The sequence below is a fragment of the Pseudarthrobacter sp. B907 genome (genome assembly GCF_040137805.1).
GTDB lineage: Bacteria > Actinomycetota > Actinomycetes > Actinomycetales > Micrococcaceae > Arthrobacter.
Genome location: NZ_JBEEQE010000022.1, coordinates 20579 through 39731, shown reverse-complemented (window position 1 = coordinate 39731; position 19153 = coordinate 20579). Strand labels below are relative to the sequence as shown.

Here is a 19153-nt window from a genome sequence, read left to right as displayed (position 1 = left end):
GGCCTCCCCGGGGGCGGGTTCCGCCGTCGACGGGGCTTCCTGGTCCGCTTCGGCTGTTTGTGCAGTGTTCTGCTCGGCGGTCTGCTCGGCGCTCTGGCTTGCTTGCATTGGTGCCCCCTGGGGTCGCTTGTGGCTCTGATCCACCCTAGCCGGGCGGAATCTTCTGTGCTATTCGCCCGTTGGGCACACGGAGGGAAACTTGAAAGCGCAAGCTCCTCAGGTTTCTCCCCTAAAATGATGGAGTTGCCACCCAGTGGACCATCCCAGGCCGACCGACACGAGGAACCAATGAGCCCCGCAAACGAACCCCGTCAGTCCAAAGCGGAGCGCACCGCCGCGGCGCGCGAGAAAGCCCGTGAGATCCGCGAGGCGCAGCTGAAGAAGGAAAAGCGCAACAAGCTGCTGATCGGCTGGGGCATCGTGGCCGCCGTCGTCGCCATCATTGTGATTGTCGCCCTGGTGGTCACCTCGAACATCCAGAAGAACGCACCGATCGCCGATTCCGGCCCGACGCCGGCGAACGGCAACGTCAACGGCGGCGTGACCCTGCTGGCCAACACCGAGGTGGCGAAATCGGACGCAGCCACCGTCAAGCTCGCGGACCTGCCGTCCCCGGCCGCCACCCCGCCCGCAGAGATCAAGGCGCCCGGCGCCGACGCCGAGGCCGGCAAGCCGGTCAAGGTGGTCCTCTACATCGACTTCATCTGCCCGGTCTGCAAGGACTTCGAAGCCCGTTACAACGAAACCCTCACCAAGCTGCGCAACGACGGCAAGATCACCGTCGAGTACCGGCCGCTGGGCTTCCTGGACAGCCGCTCGACCACCAACTACTCCTCCCGGGCGGCCAACGCCGCGGCCTGTGTTGTGAACGAGTCCCCGGAGAAGTACTCGGACTTCGTGGACGCACTGTTCGCGAAGCAGCCGAAGGAGGGCACCGCAGGCCTTTCCGACGCGGACCTGAAGAAGCTGGCCACGGATACCGGCGCCAAGAGCATCGACAAGTGCGTGGATGACAAGACCTACCGCCCGTACGTGAAGTACACGACCCAGCAGGCTGCGGCCATCGGGGTCACGGGTACGCCCACCGTGTTTGTCGAGGGCAAGCAGTGGGGCAAGGGCGACAGCGCCCAGACCCCGTTCGACCAGTACCTCCAGGCAGCGGTCGACGCCAAGAAGTAAGCGCGCGCTCGCGGACACAGCCCGGCCCCGGATCCGTCCGGCGCCGGGCTGTCTCCTTGCCGGCATTTTTTACCGGCAGGCGTCCGTGGGCTACCCTTATCTAGCGCTTAGCGTCCGGCCCCTTTCGCGGCTGGACGACGACGGCGAAATTGCCTCCTTAGCTCAGTTGGCCAGAGCACCGCTCTTGTAAAGCGGGGGTCGTCGGTTCGAATCCGACAGGGGGCTCCACGAACCCCTCCGTTCCGGCGATTCTGCCCGGGACGGAGGGGTTTTTTGTGCCTCCGGGAGGAACGTCCGGTCCGGTGCGTGGCTGGCTGCCGGCCGTCTGGGGGCACTATGACACGGACACCCCGGGCCAACGCGGCGGTACGGAGGGAGCCGGGTCCAATGGCGCCCCGGACGGACGCGGGGCCCGCGCAGTCCAAGGATGGCTACCTTCTTGGTGGGGAGGCCGGCTGCTGGGACGTTCGGCCCTTGACCGGGCCAGGGCGGCGGCGGAGGCTGGGCAGATGAGCGAATCGAATCCGGAATCCACGCCCGAGATCAAGTCGACTGACCGCCAGGAGCAGCCCACGGCGGTGCTGCGCGAAACCGTTCCGATGAACGCCCTGCGGGAGTTCTTCGGCCGCGCTTATTCCTCGGTGATGGCCGCCGTGCAGCAGCAGCACGTCCAACTGGCCGGGCCGCCGTTCGCGCTGTACCGGGGCATGCCCACCGACGTCGTCGACGTCGAAGCCGGGTTCCCGCTCGCCGCGCCCTTCCCGGGCGGCGACGGCGGCGTGGTGGCCGGCGTGCTCCCCGGCGGGCGCGCCCTCGAAGCGATGCATGTGGGCCCGTATGAGACGCTGCCGGAGACCTACGGCAAGGTGATGGCTCGGATGCAGGCGGAGGGCCTGACGCCGGGGGACACCATGTGGGAGTACTACCTCAGCGATCCGGGCACCGAGCCCGACCCCTCGGCCTGGAAGACCCTCATCGTCTGGCCGGTGGGCTGATCCGAAGGTACCCCGGCGCTAGTCTGCGTCGATCTCTTCGAGGAGTTTCCTCGCTGCGTCGGCTATGTCGTCGTGACCATGTTGTGCGGCCCGGCTCTGGAGCGAAATTACGGCGCAGCGGTGGATCCTCTTGAAGTCGCCGAAGGGAAACGTCACGCTGCCCTTGGTGCCTTCCGAGGCGTCCGGGTCCAGCCCCAGATGCCAGTGGGAGAACTCGGCGAATCCGTTCTTCTCGATGAACGTGTTTTCCTGCTCCGCTGACGGTGCGTGCTCGCTCCAGTCGTCCCGGGTATCGCGCCGGACCTTTCCGTCCTTGACCAGGCGGCGCGCGAGGGAGAGCGCTTGTTTGTTGAGTTTCGTAGGCATCGTTTCCTCCAGATTGTCACGGTCCGGCGACGCGGAATGTCGCTTTGAACACAGTATTCTTCAACTCCGGGCATGATGGCCTAAACTGCTTCACTGAGGTGCCTGAAATGGCGCTGCGCAGCAACGAAAGTGAATCCCGCTATGGCTACCGATTACGACGCCCCACGCAAGACAGAAGAAGAGTCTCCCGCTGAATCGCTGGAGGCCCTCCAGGCGTCCCGTGGCGGCGGCGCCCAGACTGCTGTTATCGACGTCGACGAGAACGACACCGCCGAAGGCATCGACCTTCCCGGCGCCGACCTCTCCGGCGAAGAACTGACCGTCATTGTTGTTCCCGAGCAGTCCGATGAATTCACCTGTTCCTCCTGCTTCCTGGTCCGCCACCGGTCCCAGGTTGCCAAGGAAAAGAACGGTATGAAGTACTGCCGCGACTGCGAAGGCTAACAACCCTCCAGTGCGAGCCCGCCCCGCGGGACGTGCCAAGAATTTCGAACTCAGTGCAAAGCGCCGGCCTCCCCCAAGGGCCCGGCGCTTTGCCGTATCCGGCGGCGCCCGGACCAGCATCACTGCTGAATTCGTGACCGGAGCCGCTGCCGGCTAACGGTTGGGCGCCGATGCTGCACAGGCCCTCGCCAAGGCGGGCGCCCGATCCTACGCTTGAGGTGTCTAAACGACTTGAGGGGGCGGCCCGGGTGAGGCGATTCCAGGAGAAGAAACTTACCGTCTTGATGGCGGCGGTGCTGATGGCCGCAGGGCTGGGGCTACTTGCCCCCGGGCCCGCCGCGGCTGATCCTTACTGCGGACTCGTGTGGGGGTCGCTGGCCAAGGCCGACGCCGCGATGAGCCAGGCGAAGGTGACCAACGTCCGTACCGGCCAGCACTACTGCTTCGACCGGATCGTCATGGACCTCAACGGCCCGGTGGGCGGCTACACGGTGCGGTACGTGCCCCAGGTCGTCCAGGACGGGTCCGGGTTGCCGATTTCGCTGCGGGGCCAGGCCTTCCTGCAGATCACCGTCAACGCGCCCGCCTACGACGACGCCGGCCAACCCACTTACACCCCGGGTACCAAGGACGAAGTGAGCAACGTGGGCGGGTACCAGACGTTCCGGCAGGTGGCGTGGGCCGGGAGCTTCGAGGGCTACACCAGCTTAGGGCTGGGCGTCCGGGCGCGGCTGCCGTTCCGGGTCTTCACGCTGCCGGGACCCGGCACGGGCTCACGCCTGGTGATTGATGTGGCGCACTTCTGGTGACCGGCCCCGGTGGGACGGCGGCGCCCGACGGCGGGTCCCGCTAGAGCGAGCCGAGGTCCGCCCGCAGCGGGTACTCCTTGCCGTCCAGCACAAGCTGGGTGCAGCGCCGGGTGGCCGGGTTGAGCACAATCGGCGCCATCAGGTTGACCGTGGTGGCAGTGGGGGAGTGGTTGACCACCACCAGCACCTGGGGTGCCTCGCCGTCGCCGAGTTCCAGGGTTTCCAGCGCGGAGCCCGGGAGCGGCGGCGTGTAACCCGGAACGAACACGGCCGCGTCCGCGAGGAACAGCCGCACCGGCGAGGAGCCGGACTCGAGGGCGAACAGGCCGGGGGCACTGTCGATGTTCCGCAGGGTGAAGTCGTGGACATTCTCTAGCCCCGGCATCGGGGCAGTGAAGGTCACCGGCGTGCTGCTGAGGACCGAGTTCATCGCAGGAAGTCCATCAGGGTGGGCTGCAGGACCCGTGCGGTGGCGGCCAGGGCCACCTGGTAATTGGTTTCCTGAAGTTTCAGGTCCATGATCACGCTGCCAAGGTCAGCTTTTTCAATGCCGGTCCGCTGGGCGTCCAAGGAAGCCTCCAATTCGGTGTTGACGTTGCCGGCACGTTCCAGCTGTGCCTGCCGTGTTCCAATTTCAGCACGGCCGTTGACGATCTTCTTAAAGGCGGTGTCGACGTCGGCCACCCGCGGGGCGACGTCGGTGCCGGTCCGCAGGTCCGCGGCCAGTTTGCTCACGGTGTCAAAAACGGAGCCGGCGCCGTTACCGAAGATCTCGGCGCCGTCGGCGTCGACGCGCACGGTTTGGGTGGCGCTGATCCGCCGCTCCACCGAGCTTATGCCGGTGCCATTGAAGGTGGGCGGGGTGCCGGCGTCGCTGGGGACACTGGGGTTGCGCGGCGTGCCCGGGGTGAAGGCACCGGCTGCATCCGAGCTGCCGGCGAAGACGTTTCGGCCCAGGTGCTGGGTGTTGGCGATGGACACCAGGTCCTTGTTCAGGGACTCCAGCTCGGCGGCGATCGCGTCCTTGCCGGACTGGTTCAGCGAGCCGTTGCCCGCCATGACTGTCAGGTCCTTGACCCGGCGCATCACGTTGGTGGCCTGTTCCAGCGCGGAATCGGCGGCGGTGAGCCAGGTGTTGCCGTCGTCGATGTTCCGGCCGTACTGGGCGTTGGCCGCGAGCAAGGACCGGGTGGCCAGGGCCTGGGCCGTGGCGGCGGGATCGTCCGAGGGGCGGGAGATCTTGTTGAGCGAGGTGGCCTTGTCCTGCAGCTCGGCCAGCTTGGCCTGCTGGGTCTGCAGGCTCCGCTGCGCGGCCGCGTTCATGGTCAGGTTCGTTACCCTGTTCAGCATGGCTACCTTCCTACCAGTCCGGTGCGGTTGATCAGGACGTCAAGGGCCTCGTCGACGGCGGTCATCACGCGGGCGGCGGCCTGGTAGGCGTGCTGGTTGGTGAGCAGGTTGACGTTCTCTTCATCCAGGCTCACCGAAGCCTGTGACGCGCGGCCGGTCACCGCCGATGCCTGCGCCGCGGATGTGAGTGCCTCGCGCTGCTGGGCGCCGCGGGACTCCACCCCGATCCCGGTGACAATGCCGGACCAGAGCTTATCCGGCGAATCCGCGCCCGTGCCAAGCTGCGAAATCTTGTCCGCGATGCTGGTGTCGAGGGCACCCTGGCTCGGGGCCTTGAGGGCGATGCCGGCGGTCCCGGCGGGAGCCTTGATGCCGAGCGCGGTAGGTCCGGCGCCAATGGTGAAGAAGTCGACGTTGGTGGCGCCTGCTCCTGTTTCGCCGGAGCGGTGGACGGTGTTGACGATTTCAGCGAGTTTGCTCGCGAAGCCGTTGTACTTCTCGGCTGCCTCGGCGATGGCGCCGCCGTTGCCGCCGGCGGCAGGGGCCAGCACAGAGAGGGCACCGGCGATTTCGCCGCCGTCGGAGGACGCCACTCCGGCCGGGTCCGTCCAGAGCAGCTGCACGGCGGATCCGAGGGTGTCCGCGGTCTGGCTGCCGGAGAGTTGAAGGCCCCGGACCGAGGTGCCCATCACGAGGGCGTTGCCGCCGATGTGGACGTCCACGGTGCCGTCTGCCTGTTCGCGCACCGTGCCGCCGGCCAGGCGCGAGATGGTGTCGGTGAGTTTGGCGCGTGCGTCGATCAGCTCGTTCGCTGAACCGCCGGCGGCCAGGGTGGAGCGGATGGTGGCGTTGTAGGCGGCCACCTGGCTGGCGGCCGCGTTCACGGCGGTGACGGCGTCGGCGGCCTGGGCCCGGACGCTGCTCCACTGCCCCTGCAGGGTCTGGTACGCGGAGGAGATCTTGTCCGTCAGGGAGTTGGCCGCATTCAGCAGCAGCCCTTTGGGGCCGTCCTCGGCCGGCTGCCTCGCGGCACCCTGCCAGGCGGACCAGAATCCCTGGAGCGAGGCGGAGATGCCGTTGTCGCCGGGCTCCTGCAAAATGCCTTCGATCCCCTGCAGGGCCGAGGAGCGGACACCGGCGTAGCCTGCCTGCGCGCTCGCGGAGCGGACGCTGGCGTCGAGGACACTGCTGCCGAGCCGGGTGATGGCATCCACCGAGACGCCCTGGCCCGCCTCGGGACGGCCGGAACCGTTGAGGCCCTGGGCCGGCGCCGCGAGGGCCGACTGCTGGACGCGCTGGCGGGTGTAACCCTCGGTGGCCGCGTTGGCGATGTTCTGGCCGGCCACGTTCATGCCCTGCTGGGCGGCGGTCAGCCCGCGGTAGGCGGTGTTCAGGGCGCCAAAGGTGCTCATGGTCGCTTCCTTAGAATTGCTGGTCGAAGATGCGGGAGCCGGCGGAATCCCCGGTCTTGCCATGCGCGTCGTAGGTGCCGGCGGAGGCCGGACGCAGATCGGCGAGCGACTCCTGGGTGGACCGGACGGCGGTGCGCAAATACTGTTCGTTCGCGTCGCGGAGTTCCCTGATCAGAGCGGTCTGGCGGGTGAGGGCGGCGAGGTGCGCGCTCAGGACTTCGGCCCAGGCGCCTTCCGGCGCGGCCTCGGCAAGTTCACCCAGGGTGGCGTCGGTGGGCAGGCCCCACATTTCAGCCACGACGGCGGCCTCGATGGTGCGCGCCAGGCTCGCCTGGGACAGATGGCCCAGAACCTGCTCCACTTCCTTGGTCCCGTGCGGCAGCCAGCGGGATTTGCCGGCGGTGAGCAGGAGCTGCTCTTCCTCCAGCTTGAAAGTCAATACGTCCAGCAGTTCACGCTCCCGCCACAGCAGGGCAGAAAGTTCGTGGATGGCCATGGTCCGGACGGCTCCCTCATGAGTGCGAATGGTGCGAAGGCCGGGAAATCGTCGTGCGGACGACGAGGCCTTCTGCAGGGTTCGTACAAACTATCGGCAGGATTGCCGCACCCGTTAGCAGGAATAAGGCTGATAACACGCGGATTTCGGCGGAAGGGAAATTCCGAAAAGAATATTGGAATTCTCCTTACCCCTGCAGTCTGGATGGCGATAGCTACTGCTGAAGGCCCACGGATGGGCCATCGCTTACAGTCCCAACTCACGGAGGAAATACCATGGGCTTCGTTATCAACAACAACCTCGCGGCGAACAACTCGTACCGCAACCTCAACTCCACCCAGACCGATCTCTCCAAGTCCCTGGAGAAGCTGTCCACCGGCCTGCGCATCAACCGCGCCGGCGATGACGCAGCAGGCCTGTCCATCTCCGAGGGCCTGAAGGCTCAGGTCACGGGTTCGGCTCAGGCCGCCCGCAACGCCCAGGACGGCATCTCTGTCATCCAGACGACTGAAGGCGCCCTGACCGAGGTTCACTCCATCCTGCAGCGTATGCGCGACCTCGCCGTCCAGGGCGCGAACGATACCAACAACGCCGACGCCCGTCTGGCCATCAAGGCTGAAGGCGACGCACTCGGCAAGGAGTTGAACCGCCTTACCGCGGCCACCAACTTCAACGGCATCGACCTGCTCAAGGGCGCCACGGGTACCGGGGTAACCTCTGACGGCGGCACGCCTGCCAACGGCATCCTGAAGATTCAGGTTGGCACCGGAGGCACCACCAACGACACCATCTCCGTCAAGGTCGGCGATGTCGAAGGCGCCTCCGGCGTCAATGCAGCTGGCAAGGTTCTCTCCGCCTCCACGGGTGCGACCGACTTCAAGGTGGATACGGCAGCAAACGCCCAGCTCTCGATCGGTTACATCGACGCCGCAATCAAGAACGTGTCCTCGCAGCGCGCAGACCTGGGTGCAGCCCAGAACCGCCTCGAGCACACGATCAAGTCGCTGAACGTTGCCGGTGAGAACCTGCAGGCCGCCCAGTCCCGCATCGCCGACGTCGACATGGCCTCGGAAATGGTCAAGTTCACCAAGGCGAACATCCTGTCCCAGGCCGGCACCGCAATGCTGGCCCAGGCAAACCAGTCCAGCCAGGGCGTTCTTTCGCTCCTGCGCTAGGCAAAACCGGCAGTCTAGCAGTAGGGCTGCCACCGGCGATCGGACGAAGAGACACCCCCGATCATCAAGCTGCGGAAGGGCCGGACGATGGCAAAACCATCGTCCGGCCCTTACGTGCAACACCAATACACCAGCATCACCACTGAACATTTTGAAAGCTATTGCCAAGGAGAGGCAGCGATGGGAATCTCACTCGACGGACTGGCCAGCGGGCTCGACACCACCGCGCTCATCAGCTCGATCATGCAGTCCGAAGCCCTCCCGCAAACCCTGCTCAAGAACAAGTCCTACGACATACAGTCCATGGTCTCCGCCCTCCAAGGCCTCAACGGCAAGGTAGCCGCGCTCGCAACGCAGGCCACGGCAGCCGCCAAGCCCGGCGCCTTGGACCTCTACACGGCCACCACGAGCAGCGACAAGGTCGTCGCCACCTGCACCGCTTCGGCCAAGGCCGGATCCCTCGACTTCCAGGTCACCAAGCTGGCGCAGACCCAGGTCACCGTGACCCCCAAGGTCAACGCCGTGACGGGCTGGCCCTACACCACGATGACCATCAACAGCGGCGGACAGAACTACACGATCACGCCGGCCTCGAACAGCCTGGACGACGTCGTGACTGCGGTCAACGCCGCGGGCGCCGGGGTCACCGCGAGCAAGGTGGATGTCGGCGGCGGCGACTTCCGAATCCAGTTCACCGCCACCAAGTCCGGCGCCGCCGGCGCGTTCACCATCAGCGATCCCGGAACCACTTTCACGGACGTCAAGAGCGCCCAGGACGCTGAGCTCGTCCTGTGGCCGACAAGTCCCATCGCCCAGACCACCATCAAATCCTCCACAAACACCTTTGCTGATGTGCTGCCTGGCGTGACGCTTACCGCCAAGGACGTAACTGCCGCGCCCGTCACCCTCACCGTCTCCCGCGACGACGCAGGCATCAAGAAGGTCGCCTCCGACCTGGTGGACGGGGTCAACGGCATCTTCTCGCTGGTCGCCAGCAAAACCGCGGTCAACACCACCACCAACACCAGCGGTGCCAAAGTCTCCGCCGGGATCTTTGCCGGAGACAGCACGGTGCGCTCGGTCAACCAGAACATCCTTTCCGCAGCCTCGCTGCCGGTGGGCACCCCGCCGCGATCGCCGTCGGAGATCGGCATCAGCATCACCAAGACCGGCACGATGGAGTTCGACGGCACCAAGTTTGCCGCCGCCCTTGCCGCCGATCCCGCCGGAACAACGGCCAAGGTGCAGGAACTCGCTGGACGCATCGCCACGGCGGCAACTGGCGCCTCAGACAGGTACACCGGAACGCTGACCACCAAGATCACCGGGCAGCAGTCCGAGGTCCGTGACCTTGCTGACCGGATCAGCGACTGGGACCTCCGGCTCGCCTCGCGCAAGGCCACCCTCCAGCGCACGTACTCCGGCCTGGAGACAGCGCTCAGCGGCATGAAGGCACAGCAGTCCTGGCTCACCGCGCAACTGGCGGGCCTTTCCGGCGGGGGCGCCAAGTAATGACCGGCACCCCCTACGGCAACAGTTTCGGTTACAGCGGCGCCGCCCAGCGCAACCAGTACCTGGCGGATTCCGTGCTCTCGGCGCCGCCGGCACGGCTGCTGACCATGCTCTACGACCGGCTCCTGCTGGACCTGGGCCGCGCTGAGACAGCGCAGCAGGCCGCCAACTGGCCGGTCGCCTCGGAGAACCTCCTGCACGGCCAGGCGATCATCGCAGAGCTCATCTCATCGCTCAAGACGGACGCCTGGGACGGCGCGGACGGGCTGCTGGGCCTCTACAACTACGCCTTCACCGCACTGGTCAATGCCAACATCCAGCGCGACGCCGCCCTGACCCGCGAGGCGATCGATCTCCTGGAACCCCTGCGCCAGGCGTGGCACGAGGCCGCGGCATCCATCCCGGTGACCCAGCCCGGGCAGGCGACAGGCACGCCGGCCCCGACGGCCGCGACGAAGCCGGCGGCGTCAACGTTCGCGGGCGCCGGCGCCTGGGCTACGCAGCCGGGCGCTTCCGGCGGGAGCCTTGGCTTTGGCTGAGCAGGCCCATTGGGGGGACCAGAAGGCCGAGCCATCCGGGGCGGACCCGGCCCTCGCCGCGTGGCTGCTGGTGCTGGATGTGCTGGAGATGGCAGTCGTGGCTGCAGAGAAAACGCTGAAGGACCCGCTGGGACCGTTGTCCGCTCCGGAGCAGCCGGTGGCCGCCCTTCCCATGCAGCGCTGGTCCCCGCCGTCGCTGAGCGGGCCCCTGCCCCCGGAGGCGCGGCGGCGGGCCGTGGCGCTGTCGGAGGCCCAGGAGCGCGTGGCACGGCGCCTGGAAGCGGCCAAGCATGACGTGGCCCGGCAACTCCAGGCGGTCAGCTCGGTACCCGGCGTCGGCGACCCGTCCGGCGCTATCTACCTCGACGTCAACGGGTAAACCGGGCGCCGGCCGGTGACCTAAAAAGAACCCGAATAAACGTTTCACACTTTTCGCTAACGCGGCGCTGAACAGTGCCGATAACCACAGTAAGAGCACGGATCGCTCGTTTACCGGCCACGGATCGGCCTCCCGCAATTTCCCAGGCAGGACTCTGTGCTCGAATCCGTGACTTCCGCAGCCCTGGCCAGCGCCATGGACGGGCTGGCGCTGCGCCAACGCGCCATCGCGAACAACATCGCGAACGTCAACACCCCGAACTACCACGCCAAGCGCGTCAGCTTTGAAGCTGCCCTCGCCGCGTCGGTGAAGTCCGGCGACGGCCACGCCGATGCCACCACCGGGACGTCGCTCGAGCCCACCCAACTCAACGGCAACAACGTCAACCTGGACACGGAAACGCTGTCGAACATCGACACTGTGCTGCGCTTCCAGTTCGCGGCCCGGGCCATCGGCGGGGAATTCACTGCCGTGCGCGCCGCGATGAGGACCAACTAATGACTTTCGACGCAATCGGCATCGCCGGCTCCGCCCTCACCGTGCACCGCAAGTGGCTCGACGCCGTCTCGGACAACTTGGCGAACATGAACAACGCCTCGGCGACCTCAGGTCCCGCGTTCCGGGCCAAGTACGTGGAGGCCGCCGAAGGCGCCGAGGGGACCGGTGTCTATGTCAAGAGCACGCAGCTGGGCGACGGCGCGGGCCGCATCGTCTACCAGCCGGACCACCCCCTCGCCGACGCCAACGGCAACGTGAAGTACCCGGACATCGACATGGCGGAGCAGATGGGTGCCCTGATCATTGCCCAGCGCGGCTACCAGGCCAACGCCCAGGTTGTGGACCGCGCCCGCGAGACCTACCTCGCCGCCCTTGAGATTGGAAGATCCTGATGCCCGTTTCCCCCATCGCACCGGTGCAGGGCGTCGTTCCCACCGATTACCTCTCCGGCGCCTCGTCGGTGCCCGGCACCGACGGTTCCGGCTTTGCATCGTCCCTCACCGGGGCCGTGGACAACCTCCAGCAGTTGCAGTCGACGTCGAAGCAGCTGGCGGTCTCCGCCGTGACCGGCAACCTGGACGACATCCACAACGCCACGATCGCGGCCAGCCGGGCACAGATCACGCTCGAACTCGTGGCCACTGTCCGCAACAAGGGCGTTGACGCGTTCAACGAGATCATGAGGATGCAGGCCTGATGCCTCCGCAGATTACCGTCTTCTTCCAGCGCTTCGGCGCCGGCCTCAAGAACTTCACCACCGGACAGCGCACGCTCGCCGTGATCGGCACCGCGCTGCTCGTGGTGGGCATCATCGCGCTGTCCGCCTGGCTGTCCAAGCCCACCATGACGCCGCTGTTCTCCGGGCTGAAAAACACGGACGCGAACGGCATCGTGGAGCAGCTGCGCAAGGACAACGTGCCCTACGAACTCAGCGACGGCGGCGCCACCATCCTCGTCCCGCAGGACAAGGTCTACGACGAGCGCCTCAAGGCCGCGGCCGCCGGCCTCCCGACCGCCGCCGCCACCGGGTACTCGCTGCTGGACAAGATGGGCGTCACGTCCTCGGAATTCCAGCAGTCCGTCACCTACAAGCGCGCGCTCGAAGGCGAACTGGCCAGCACCATTTCCGCCATGGAAGGCGTGAAGACCGCCGCCGTCCGGCTCGCGATCCCGGAGAAGACCGTTTTCGTCTCCAAGACCCCGGACACCACGGCCTCGGTCTTCGTCGAGACCGCCCCCGGTGTGACGCTCTCCGGCGACAAAGTCCAGGCCATTGTGCACCTGACCTCGGCCGCGATCGAGAACCTCAAGCCCGCCAACGTCTCGGTGGTCGACTCGCACGGCAACGTCCTCTCCACCGTGGGGGGCGGGGCCGCCGGATCCTCCTCCAAGCAGGCCGCCGACTACCAGCAGCGCACCGGCGACGCCGTCCGCGCCGTCCTGGACCGTGTAGTAGGCCCCGGTAACTCCACCGTCGCGGTCGCCGCGGACGTCACCGGCGAATCCGCCCAGCAGAAGAGCGAAACGTTCTCCAACACCCCCGGTGCGCTGCCGCTGAGCGAGTCCTCCAAAACCGAGAAGTACACCGGAACCGGGGGAGGGGCCGCCGGCGTCCTCGGCCCGGACAACATTGCCGTGCCCGGCGGGACCAGCGGCAACGGCAACTTCGACTCCTCAACGGCGACCAAGAACAACGCGGTCAACAAGGTGACCGAGGACCGGACCATCCCGCCGGGTGCCGTCAAGCGCCAGACCATCTCGGTGGCCGTCAGCCAGTCCGCGGCAGGCGGGCTGAACATCGGCTCGCTGACCGCGCTGGTCACCTCCGCCGCCGGCGTCGACCGCGCCCGCGGCGACGTCGTCACCGTCGAGGTGATCCCGTTCAGCACGGCCGCCGCGGACCAGGCCAACGCGTCCCTCGACGCAGCCAAAGCCGAGATCGAGGCGCAGAAACAGGCGGCGTTCTTCGGGACCCTCGTCACCGCCGGCAGCATCCTGCTCGGCCTGCTGATCCTGGCCCTGATCATCACCATCATTCTGCGCCGCCGGCAGAAGCGCGAACCCGTGGACCTCGGCGAACGCCTGGACCTGCTGCCCTCGCTGCCCGCCGTTACGGCCTTCGACCCGGAGCCCGCGACGTCGGCCATCCCGCTGACCGCGCTGCCGCTGCAGCCGCTGCCGGCACCGCCGATGGAAGTGCTCGAAGCCGAACGCCGGATGCAGGAAATTGACAACATGGTCGCCGCCAACCCGGAGAAGGCCGCCGACTACCTCCGCGGCCTGATGGATGACAGGCAGCCCGCATGAAACTCGCCGACGCGACCCTCACCGGCACCCAGCGCGCCGCCGTCGTCCTGATGCAGATGAGCCCCGCCAACGCGGCGCGGGTGATGGCGCAGTTCACCGACGCCGAGGCGGAGGAAATTGCCGCCGAGATTGTCCGGCTCCGCAAGGTGGACCCCGACGTCGCCGAACAGATCATGAAGGACTTCCACGAGGCCGCCCTGAGCAGCCCGCGGCAGGCCCGCGGCGGCCGGGAGCTCGCCGAGGGCCTGCTGGAGGCCTCCTTCGGCTCGGAGAAGGCCGCCGGCCTGATCAACAGGCTGACGGTCAACATGGCCGGCAAGTCCTTTGAGTTCCTCGAAGACATCGAACCGGTGCAGATCCTGGCCCTGATCGACGGCGAACTGCCGCAGACCATCGCCCTGGTCCTGGCCCACCTGAGCCCGCGCAAGGCCTCGGCCGTGATGTCCGGGCTCCCCGGCTCGCTCCGGGCCGACGTCGCCCTGAGCATCGCCACGATGGGCTCCGGCGCGCCAGAAGCCATCGGCATCGTGGCGGACACGCTGAAGCTGCGCGGCGGCGCCGCCGTGTCGCAACAGGCCTCCAAGGTGGTGGGCGGCATCGCGCCGCTGCTGGAAATCATCAACCGCACCGACGCCGGCACCGAACGGTCCGTCCTGGACGGCCTGGACCTGCTCGATCCGGACCTCGCCGTGGAGATCCGCGCCCAGATGGTGACCTTCGACGACATCGTGAAGCTGGAACGCCGCGACGTGCAGCTGGTGCTCCGCGGCCTGGACGCCTCCGTCCTCGCCGTGGCCATGAAGGGCGCCACGGAACCGGTGCTGGAGACCATCACCACCAACGTTTCGGGGCGCAACCTCGAAATCCTCGAATCCGAAATGGCCGCGCTGGGACCGCTGCGCGCCTCGCAGATCGAGGAGGCGCGCGCCGCCGTCGTCCGCTCCATCCGCGAACTCGAGGCCGAAGGCCAGATCACGATCCAGCGCGGGGACGAAGAAGACTATGTCTACTGAGGGGGCCGCGCCGGCCCGCATCGTCTTCCCCTCGCTGCGTTCATCCGGCCCCGCCAGCGAGCAGGCCGGCTACACCGAGGGCCACGCCGCCGGCTATGCCGCGGGCGTGCGCGCCGCCGCGAAGGAACAGCGCCGCTGGCGCGACCGGATGGCGGCCGAGCAGGCCGCCTCCCTGGCCGCCGGGCAGCAGGACCTGGACCGTGCCGTCCGCGCCCTCGCGGTGGCCCGCACCGACTTCGCGCACCGCAACGTCCAGGCCCTGCACGACGCCGAGGAGGTCCTGGCCCGCACCGCGCTGGAACTCGCCGAGGCCATCCTGGGCTACGAACTGGCCGAGGGGACCCGGACCGCCCGCGCCGCCCTGGACCGCGCCCTTTCCGGCAACGACGCCGCCACCGTGCTGGCCATCCGCCTGCACCCGGCGGACATCGACGTGCTCGCCAAGGAAGGCCAGGACCTTCCGGCCGGCCTGCCGCTGCTCGCGGACGCGTCCCTGCAGCGCGGCGACGCCAAGGTGGAATACCAGCAGGGCTGGCTCGACGCCAGCCTCGGCAGCGCACTCGCCCGCGCCAAGGCGGCACTGCTGGGGGACCAGCAGTGGTCCCCGAACGCCTCCGACGATTCGCCCGGCGGCCAGCCGTGATCGCCCAGTGGCGCCCCAAGGGCGACGACTTCGCCGCCGCCCTCGCCGCGGCCGCGCCGCAGCGGGTCGGGACCGTCACCTCCGTGATGGGCCTGGGCCTGGAGGTATCCGGCCTGGACTGCGCGCTCGGCGACCTGCTCACCGTGGGGGAGAACCCCGGGCTCGACGCCGAAGTTGTGGCGGCCCTCGACGGCTCCGTGCGCTGCATGCCGCTGGGACGACTCGCCGGGGTCGCCGCCGGAGACCCCGTCCGCGCCAAGGGCGGCACCGTGCTGGTCCCCACCGGCGCGGGGCTCTTCGGCCGCGTCCTCGACGGCCTCGGCCGTCCGATCGACGGCAAGGGTCCGCTGCTCAGCGGACCCCGGGTCCCGATCGACAATGAGGCGCCGAACGCCATGAAGCGTGCGAGGATCGACACCGCCCTGCAGACCGGTGTCCGCGTGCTGGACACCATGACGACCCTGGGCAAGGGCCAGCGCATGGGTCTCTTCGCCGGATCCGGCGTCGGCAAGTCTTCGCTGCTGTCTATGATCGCCCGCGGCACCGACGCCGAAGTATCCGTGATTGCCCTGGTGGGGGAGCGCGGACGCGAAGTCCGCGAGTTCCTTGAGGACGACCTCGGCCCGGCCGGGCTGGCCCGCTCCGTCGTCGTCGTCGCCACCTCCGACGAACCCGCGCTGATGCGCATGCGCGCCGCGTTCACGGCCACCCGGATCGCCGAGTCCTTCCGCGACAACGGCCAGGACGTTGTCCTGATGATGGACTCGCTCACCCGCGTGGCCATGGCCCAGCGCGAGATCGGCCTCTCGGCCGGGGAGCCGCCCGCCACCCGCGGCTATCCGCCGTCGACCTTCTCCATCCTGGCCCGGCTGCTGGAGCGCGCCGGCACCGCCGAGACCGGCTCCGTGACCGGCATCTACACCGTGCTGGTGGACGGCGACGACCACAACGAACCGATCGCCGACGCCGCCCGCTCGATCCTCGACGGCCACGTGGTGCTGGACCGGAAACTCGCCGTGACCGGGCATTTCCCCTCCGTGGACGTGCTCGGCTCGGTCTCCCGCGTCGCCTCCAAGGTCAACGCCCGCCCCCACCTGGAAGCGGCATCCACCCTGCGCCGGGTCCTCGCGGCCCGTAAATCCGCGCAGGACCTGATCGACGTCGGCGCCTACCAGGCGGGAACCAACCCGCTGGTGGACGCCGCCCTGGCGCACGAGGACTCCGTCAGCGGTTTCCTGCAGCAGCCGATGGACGAGTCCACCCCCCACCCTGAGTCCTGGCGACAGCTGGAGACCCTCACTTCGATCCTGGGAGCCGCGGCATGAGCCGGCAATTTTCACTGGCGGGGCTGTTGCGCCTCCGCCAGATCCAGCAGGACCAGGCTGCCACCGGGCTGGCCCGCGCCCGGTCCCGGTCCAGCTCCGTCCGCGCCCGGGAAGCCTCGGCACGCCGGCAACTGACCGCCACCGACGAGGAGATCAGCAGCTCGGCGTCGCTGCGCGCCGTGGCCGCCGCCCGGTCCGCCTCGCACAGTATGCTCGCGGACCTGCAGAGCCTCGCCCGCATCGCCGAGACCGACGAGGCCGCGGCCCGCGAGGAATTCATCGCCGCCCGCACCCGCTCCGTGGGCCTGGAGAAGCTGCAGGACCGGCACCACGCCGAGGTCAACACCGCCGAGCTGCGGGCCGAACAGTCCGTGCTGGACGAGATCTCCTCCACGATCTGGCATCGGGACGAGCAGCAGGTGCGCTCATGAGCATGACCGAGGCGCTGGGCCGAATGCAGGGCATCCAGTCGATGATCGCGGAACTGAGCCGCCCCGCCCAGACCGAAAGCACCGCCACGGCCCAGAAGTCCGCCGCCGCGACCTCGCTGGCCACCGGCACGGGAACCGGCGACGCCGCCTCATTCACCGACGCGCTGACCGCGGCGCTCGGCGGGACCGGCCTGGCATCCGGAACGGACCTGACCTCGCTGGCCAACGGGCTGGGCCTGGGCGGCACCACCGGGCTGGGGGCGCTGAAGGGGCTTACCCCGCCGGGCACCGCCACCCCGGTCTCCATGCCGGCCGATGCCGCGACGGGCACGGACGTGGTCGCCATGGCCAAGAAGTACATCGGGGTGCCCTACGTGTGGGGCGGCACCAACCCCGCCACCGGGATGGACTGCTCCGGGTTCACCCAGCGGGTCTTCAAGGACCTCGGCGTCGAGCTTCCCCGCGTGGTCAGCGACCAGATGAAGCAGGGAACCCCGGTGGCTTCGCTCGCGCAGGCCAAGCCCGGCGATCTGCTGATCAGCTTCGGCGGGAACCACATCTCCATCTACCTCGGCAACGGCAAGGCCATCGACGCGCCCGTCCCGGGCAAGACCATCCAGATCCGCGACGCCTGGGAGCAGCAGTCCAACCTGACCTCCATCCGCCGGATCGTCCCCGCGGGAGGAACCTCATGAAGGGCATGACTTCGGCGGACCTGGCCTCGGCGCTCGCCCCGGCGCAGGCACGCGGCACCCAGCCGGGGAACCGCACCCGCTCCGACGCCGGAGCATCCGGCGGCTTCGGGACCGTGCTGGAGGACGCCGTGACCCAGGAGTCCTCCGCCGGCCCGGCCGCCCCGGTTGGCGCCGACGCCCCGGCACGCCGCGAGAGGGCCGAAGCCACCCCGACGGACACCGCGACGGACACCGCTGCCGCCGTTCCGGCCGGGTCTCCCGGCGCTGCCGGCACTGCCCAGACCGCCGACGCCGGCATCCTGGCCGCCTCCGCGCTGTTCGCGGCACAGCTTCAGCCTGCTGCGGCCGCGGTGCTCAGCGCGCCCGTCGCCGCGGGGCAACAGCCCGCCCTGCCCGCGGGCAGCCAGGCCATCGCCGCTTCCATCCCGGCACCCGCCGGCCCGGGCACGGCTGTGCCGGCTCCGGTTGAGCCGGGCGCCGCTGGGACCAGCCTGGCGCTCCCGGCGGGCGCACCCACGACCACCGCAGCGGTTGCCGCCCCGGCCGCCGGCGACGGCGCTGCGGCCGCACTGTCCGTTTCGGGCGCTGCGGCTGCCCCCCGTGAACCGGGAACCGGCGCAGCCGCGGGCGTCGCGGCGGCGCCGCCGGGCGCCCCGCTTCCGGGCGCCGTCGGGCTTGCGTCCACAGCTGGCCAGAGCGGGAATGGCCAGAGCGGGAATGGCCAGGGGGCCGGTGGCCGGGCATCCGACCAGCCCGCCCCGGGCACCTTTGCCGCCGCCCCGGGACAGCCGGTTGCCGCCGCGGCAGCAGGCCAGGGCCTGGCCGCGGCACCGGCACTCCCCGCAGCATCGGCGACGGCGGCGTCCGCCGCAGCCGTCGCGACGGCACCCGGCGCGGCCGGCGTCGTCGCAGCCGCCGGTCCGGTTTCCGGCCGGGCATCGTCCGGTCCGGCGGAGAGCCTCCCCTCTGCGACGCCGGCCGCGCCCGTTGACGGCCTGGCAGCGTCCGGCGTCGCGGGCTCCGCGGCACCGGCGCCCGCTCCGGCACCGGCGGCGGCAGCCCCCCAGGCCGCCGGCCCGGCGCCGGCCCCGCAACCTGCCCTCCAGCCGCAGCTGGCCAAACCACTCTTCACCCTCGCGGGGGCACCGCACGGCCAGCACATCATGACCCTGAAGGTCACGCCGGAGGATCTGGGACCGCTGACGGTGCGCGCCCACATCGACGCCGCCGGCGTACGGATCGAACTGTTCGCCCCGGGGGACACCGGCCGGGAGGCGTTGCGGGGGATCCTGCCCGAACTGCGGAAGGAACTGGCGGACGCCGGCTTCGGCGCCAGCCTGGACGTCTCCGACCACGGCGGGCCGCCGCCCGGCCGTGGCCAGGACGCGGGCCAGAACGCCGGGCAGGACGCCGGACGCGGCGGCTTCGGAGCGGGCAGCGGCGCCGGTCCCGGCGACCGTAACGGTCCCGGCGGCCCGAGGCCCGGCCACCGCTGGGACGCCTTGGCGGACGAAGCCTCGCTGCGCTCCGCCCGGATCCAGAACGGCCCCCAAACCACCCTCGACATTCTCGTCTGACACAAAGG

23 protein-coding genes and 1 tRNA gene are annotated in these 19153 nt (G+C 68.9%); 19 read left to right on the top strand and 5 right to left on the bottom strand.

Annotated elements, in window-relative coordinates:
• The first annotated feature begins 288 nt into the window (after positions 1-288).
• From ABLI39_RS16165 to ABLI39_RS16155, 3 genes are all read left to right on the top strand, one after another.
• Positions 289-1179, top strand: a complete 891-nt coding sequence (locus ABLI39_RS16165) for a DsbA family protein (RefSeq protein ID WP_349414510.1) — start codon at positions 289-291, stop codon at positions 1177-1179.
• A gap of 151 nt (positions 1180-1330) precedes the next feature.
• A tRNA-Thr gene (locus ABLI39_RS16160) sits at positions 1331-1407 on the top strand.
• 281 nt (positions 1408-1688) lie between these two features.
• Positions 1689-2174: a GyrI-like domain-containing protein gene (locus ABLI39_RS16155; protein WP_349414509.1), complete on the top strand. Its 486-nt coding sequence runs from the start codon at positions 1689-1691 to the stop codon at positions 2172-2174.
• 18 nt (positions 2175-2192) lie between these two features.
• Here ABLI39_RS16155 and ABLI39_RS16150 read toward each other — a convergent pair whose 3' ends face one another.
• Positions 2193-2540 (bottom strand): hypothetical protein, encoded by a 348-nt coding sequence (locus tag ABLI39_RS16150; RefSeq protein ID WP_349414507.1) that lies wholly within the window; start codon positions 2538-2540, stop codon positions 2193-2195.
• A gap of 141 nt (positions 2541-2681) precedes the next feature.
• Here ABLI39_RS16150 and ABLI39_RS16145 point away from each other — a divergent pair, with 141 nt between their 5' ends.
• Positions 2682-2984, top strand: coding sequence for a DUF4193 domain-containing protein (locus tag ABLI39_RS16145; RefSeq protein WP_056424304.1), 303 nt, complete (start codon positions 2682-2684; stop codon positions 2982-2984).
• Positions 2985-3268: 284 nt separating this feature from the next.
• Positions 3269-3793, top strand: coding sequence for an AMIN-like domain-containing (lipo)protein (locus ABLI39_RS16140; protein ID WP_502935243.1), 525 nt, complete (start codon positions 3269-3271; stop codon positions 3791-3793).
• A 40-nt stretch (positions 3794-3833) separates the two neighbouring features.
• Here the strand turns inward: ABLI39_RS16140 and ABLI39_RS16135 are convergent, their stop codons facing one another.
• The 4 genes from ABLI39_RS16135 to ABLI39_RS16120 are packed head-to-tail and all read right to left on the bottom strand — an operon-like array spanning position 3834 to position 7051.
• Positions 3834-4223 (bottom strand): flagellar assembly protein FliW, encoded by a 390-nt coding sequence (locus ABLI39_RS16135; protein ID WP_349414505.1) that lies wholly within the window; start codon positions 4221-4223, stop codon positions 3834-3836.
• Positions 4220-5143, bottom strand: a complete 924-nt coding sequence (gene flgL, locus ABLI39_RS16130; protein ID WP_349414503.1) for a flagellar hook-associated protein FlgL — start codon at positions 5141-5143, stop codon at positions 4220-4222. Before flgL ends, ABLI39_RS16135 begins: the two co-directional genes overlap by 4 nt.
• 2 nt (positions 5144-5145) lie before the next feature.
• A complete protein-coding gene (gene flgK, locus ABLI39_RS16125) occupies positions 5146-6555 on the bottom strand; it encodes a flagellar hook-associated protein FlgK (RefSeq protein ID WP_349414501.1) in 1410 nt (469 codons plus the stop codon).
• A gap of 10 nt (positions 6556-6565) precedes the next feature.
• Positions 6566-7051: a flagellar protein FlgN gene (locus ABLI39_RS16120; RefSeq protein WP_349414499.1), complete on the bottom strand. Its 486-nt coding sequence runs from the start codon at positions 7049-7051 to the stop codon at positions 6566-6568.
• A gap of 275 nt (positions 7052-7326) precedes the next feature.
• Between ABLI39_RS16120 and ABLI39_RS16115 the strand changes: the two genes are divergently transcribed.
• From ABLI39_RS16115 to ABLI39_RS16050, 14 genes are all read left to right on the top strand, one after another.
• Entirely contained in the window at positions 7327-8226 is a 900-nt protein-coding gene (locus ABLI39_RS16115) for a flagellin N-terminal helical domain-containing protein (protein ID WP_349414497.1), read from the top strand.
• A 180-nt stretch (positions 8227-8406) separates the two neighbouring features.
• On the top strand, positions 8407-9738 hold the full coding sequence (gene fliD / locus ABLI39_RS16110) for a flagellar filament capping protein FliD (protein ID WP_349414495.1): 1332 nt from the start codon (positions 8407-8409) through the stop codon (positions 9736-9738).
• Complete coding sequence (gene fliS, locus ABLI39_RS16105) at positions 9738-10277, top strand: flagellar export chaperone FliS (RefSeq protein ID WP_349414493.1); 540 nt, start codon at positions 9738-9740, stop codon at positions 10275-10277. Before fliD ends, fliS begins: the two co-directional genes overlap by 1 nt.
• Positions 10270-10656, top strand: coding sequence for a hypothetical protein (locus ABLI39_RS16100; RefSeq protein ID WP_349414492.1), 387 nt, complete (start codon positions 10270-10272; stop codon positions 10654-10656). The genes fliS and ABLI39_RS16100 overlap by 8 nt, the downstream gene beginning before the upstream one ends.
• A 156-nt stretch (positions 10657-10812) precedes the next feature.
• Entirely contained in the window at positions 10813-11154 is a 342-nt protein-coding gene (locus ABLI39_RS16095) for a flagellar basal body rod protein FlgB (protein ID WP_349414491.1), read from the top strand.
• Positions 11154-11546 (top strand): flagellar basal body rod protein FlgC, encoded by a 393-nt coding sequence (locus tag ABLI39_RS16090; protein WP_349414489.1) that lies wholly within the window; start codon positions 11154-11156, stop codon positions 11544-11546. The genes ABLI39_RS16095 and ABLI39_RS16090 overlap by 1 nt, the downstream gene beginning before the upstream one ends.
• The gene (gene fliE, locus ABLI39_RS16085) at positions 11546-11851 is read left to right on the top strand and encodes a flagellar hook-basal body complex protein FliE (protein WP_146335739.1); all 306 of its coding nucleotides are present in this window, start codon (positions 11546-11548) and stop codon (positions 11849-11851) included. The genes ABLI39_RS16090 and fliE overlap by 1 nt, the downstream gene beginning before the upstream one ends.
• Positions 11851-13461: a flagellar basal-body MS-ring/collar protein FliF gene (gene fliF / locus ABLI39_RS16080; RefSeq protein WP_349414487.1), complete on the top strand. Its 1611-nt coding sequence runs from the start codon at positions 11851-11853 to the stop codon at positions 13459-13461. Before fliE ends, fliF begins: the two co-directional genes overlap by 1 nt.
• On the top strand, positions 13458-14474 hold the full coding sequence (gene fliG, locus ABLI39_RS16075; protein ID WP_349414485.1) for a flagellar motor switch protein FliG: 1017 nt from the start codon (positions 13458-13460) through the stop codon (positions 14472-14474). Before fliF ends, fliG begins: the two co-directional genes overlap by 4 nt.
• Complete coding sequence (locus ABLI39_RS16070; RefSeq protein WP_349414484.1) at positions 14464-15117, top strand: FliH/SctL family protein; 654 nt, start codon at positions 14464-14466, stop codon at positions 15115-15117. Before fliG ends, ABLI39_RS16070 begins: the two co-directional genes overlap by 11 nt.
• A complete protein-coding gene (locus ABLI39_RS16065) occupies positions 15114-16442 on the top strand; it encodes a FliI/YscN family ATPase (RefSeq protein WP_349414482.1) in 1329 nt (442 codons plus the stop codon). Before ABLI39_RS16070 ends, ABLI39_RS16065 begins: the two co-directional genes overlap by 4 nt.
• Positions 16439-16873: a flagellar FliJ family protein gene (locus ABLI39_RS16060; protein WP_349414480.1), complete on the top strand. Its 435-nt coding sequence runs from the start codon at positions 16439-16441 to the stop codon at positions 16871-16873. The genes ABLI39_RS16065 and ABLI39_RS16060 overlap by 4 nt, the downstream gene beginning before the upstream one ends.
• Entirely contained in the window at positions 16870-17568 is a 699-nt protein-coding gene (locus ABLI39_RS16055) for a C40 family peptidase (RefSeq protein ID WP_349414478.1), read from the top strand. Before ABLI39_RS16060 ends, ABLI39_RS16055 begins: the two co-directional genes overlap by 4 nt.
• Positions 17565-19145 carry a flagellar hook-length control protein FliK gene (locus tag ABLI39_RS16050; RefSeq protein WP_349414477.1) on the top strand — a complete coding sequence of 527 codons (1581 nt, stop codon included), beginning with the start codon at positions 17565-17567 and terminating at the stop codon, positions 19143-19145. The genes ABLI39_RS16055 and ABLI39_RS16050 overlap by 4 nt, the downstream gene beginning before the upstream one ends.
• Positions 19146-19153: the final 8 nt, after the last annotated feature.

What these genes read in the sequence shown, in the direction of transcription:
- fliE (WP_146335739.1), top strand. Translation starts at nt 11,546, where the DNA reads ATGCCCGTTTCCCCCATCGCACCGGTGCAGGGCGTCGTTCCCACCGAT.
- ABLI39_RS16165 (WP_349414510.1), top strand. Translation starts at nt 289, where the DNA reads ATGAGCCCCGCAAACGAACCCCGTCAGTCCAAAGCGGAGCGCACCGCC.
- ABLI39_RS16150 (WP_349414507.1), bottom strand. Translation starts at nt 2,540, where the DNA reads ATGCCTACGAAACTCAACAAACAAGCGCTCTCCCTCGCGCGCCGCCTG.
- ABLI39_RS16145 (WP_056424304.1), top strand. Translation starts at nt 2,682, where the DNA reads ATGGCTACCGATTACGACGCCCCACGCAAGACAGAAGAAGAGTCTCCC.
- fliS (WP_349414493.1), top strand. Translation starts at nt 9,738, where the DNA reads ATGACCGGCACCCCCTACGGCAACAGTTTCGGTTACAGCGGCGCCGCC.
- ABLI39_RS16115 (WP_349414497.1), top strand. Translation starts at nt 7,327, where the DNA reads ATGGGCTTCGTTATCAACAACAACCTCGCGGCGAACAACTCGTACCGC.
- ABLI39_RS16155 (WP_349414509.1), top strand. Translation starts at nt 1,689, where the DNA reads ATGAGCGAATCGAATCCGGAATCCACGCCCGAGATCAAGTCGACTGAC.
- fliF (WP_349414487.1), top strand. Translation starts at nt 11,851, where the DNA reads ATGCCTCCGCAGATTACCGTCTTCTTCCAGCGCTTCGGCGCCGGCCTC.
- fliG (WP_349414485.1), top strand. Translation starts at nt 13,458, where the DNA reads ATGAAACTCGCCGACGCGACCCTCACCGGCACCCAGCGCGCCGCCGTC.
- ABLI39_RS16070 (WP_349414484.1), top strand. Translation starts at nt 14,464, where the DNA reads ATGTCTACTGAGGGGGCCGCGCCGGCCCGCATCGTCTTCCCCTCGCTG.
- ABLI39_RS16120 (WP_349414499.1), bottom strand. Translation starts at nt 7,051, where the DNA reads ATGGCCATCCACGAACTTTCTGCCCTGCTGTGGCGGGAGCGTGAACTG.
- ABLI39_RS16135 (WP_349414505.1), bottom strand. Translation starts at nt 4,223, where the DNA reads ATGAACTCGGTCCTCAGCAGCACGCCGGTGACCTTCACTGCCCCGATG.
- ABLI39_RS16060 (WP_349414480.1), top strand. Translation starts at nt 16,439, where the DNA reads ATGAGCCGGCAATTTTCACTGGCGGGGCTGTTGCGCCTCCGCCAGATC.
- ABLI39_RS16140 (WP_502935243.1), top strand. Translation starts at nt 3,269, where the DNA reads ATGGCGGCGGTGCTGATGGCCGCAGGGCTGGGGCTACTTGCCCCCGGG.
- flgK (WP_349414501.1), bottom strand. Translation starts at nt 6,555, where the DNA reads ATGAGCACCTTTGGCGCCCTGAACACCGCCTACCGCGGGCTGACCGCC.
- flgL (WP_349414503.1), bottom strand. Translation starts at nt 5,143, where the DNA reads ATGCTGAACAGGGTAACGAACCTGACCATGAACGCGGCCGCGCAGCGG.
- ABLI39_RS16090 (WP_349414489.1), top strand. Translation starts at nt 11,154, where the DNA reads ATGACTTTCGACGCAATCGGCATCGCCGGCTCCGCCCTCACCGTGCAC.
- fliD (WP_349414495.1), top strand. Translation starts at nt 8,407, where the DNA reads ATGGGAATCTCACTCGACGGACTGGCCAGCGGGCTCGACACCACCGCG.
- ABLI39_RS16055 (WP_349414478.1), top strand. Translation starts at nt 16,870, where the DNA reads ATGAGCATGACCGAGGCGCTGGGCCGAATGCAGGGCATCCAGTCGATG.
- ABLI39_RS16050 (WP_349414477.1), top strand. Translation starts at nt 17,565, where the DNA reads ATGAAGGGCATGACTTCGGCGGACCTGGCCTCGGCGCTCGCCCCGGCG.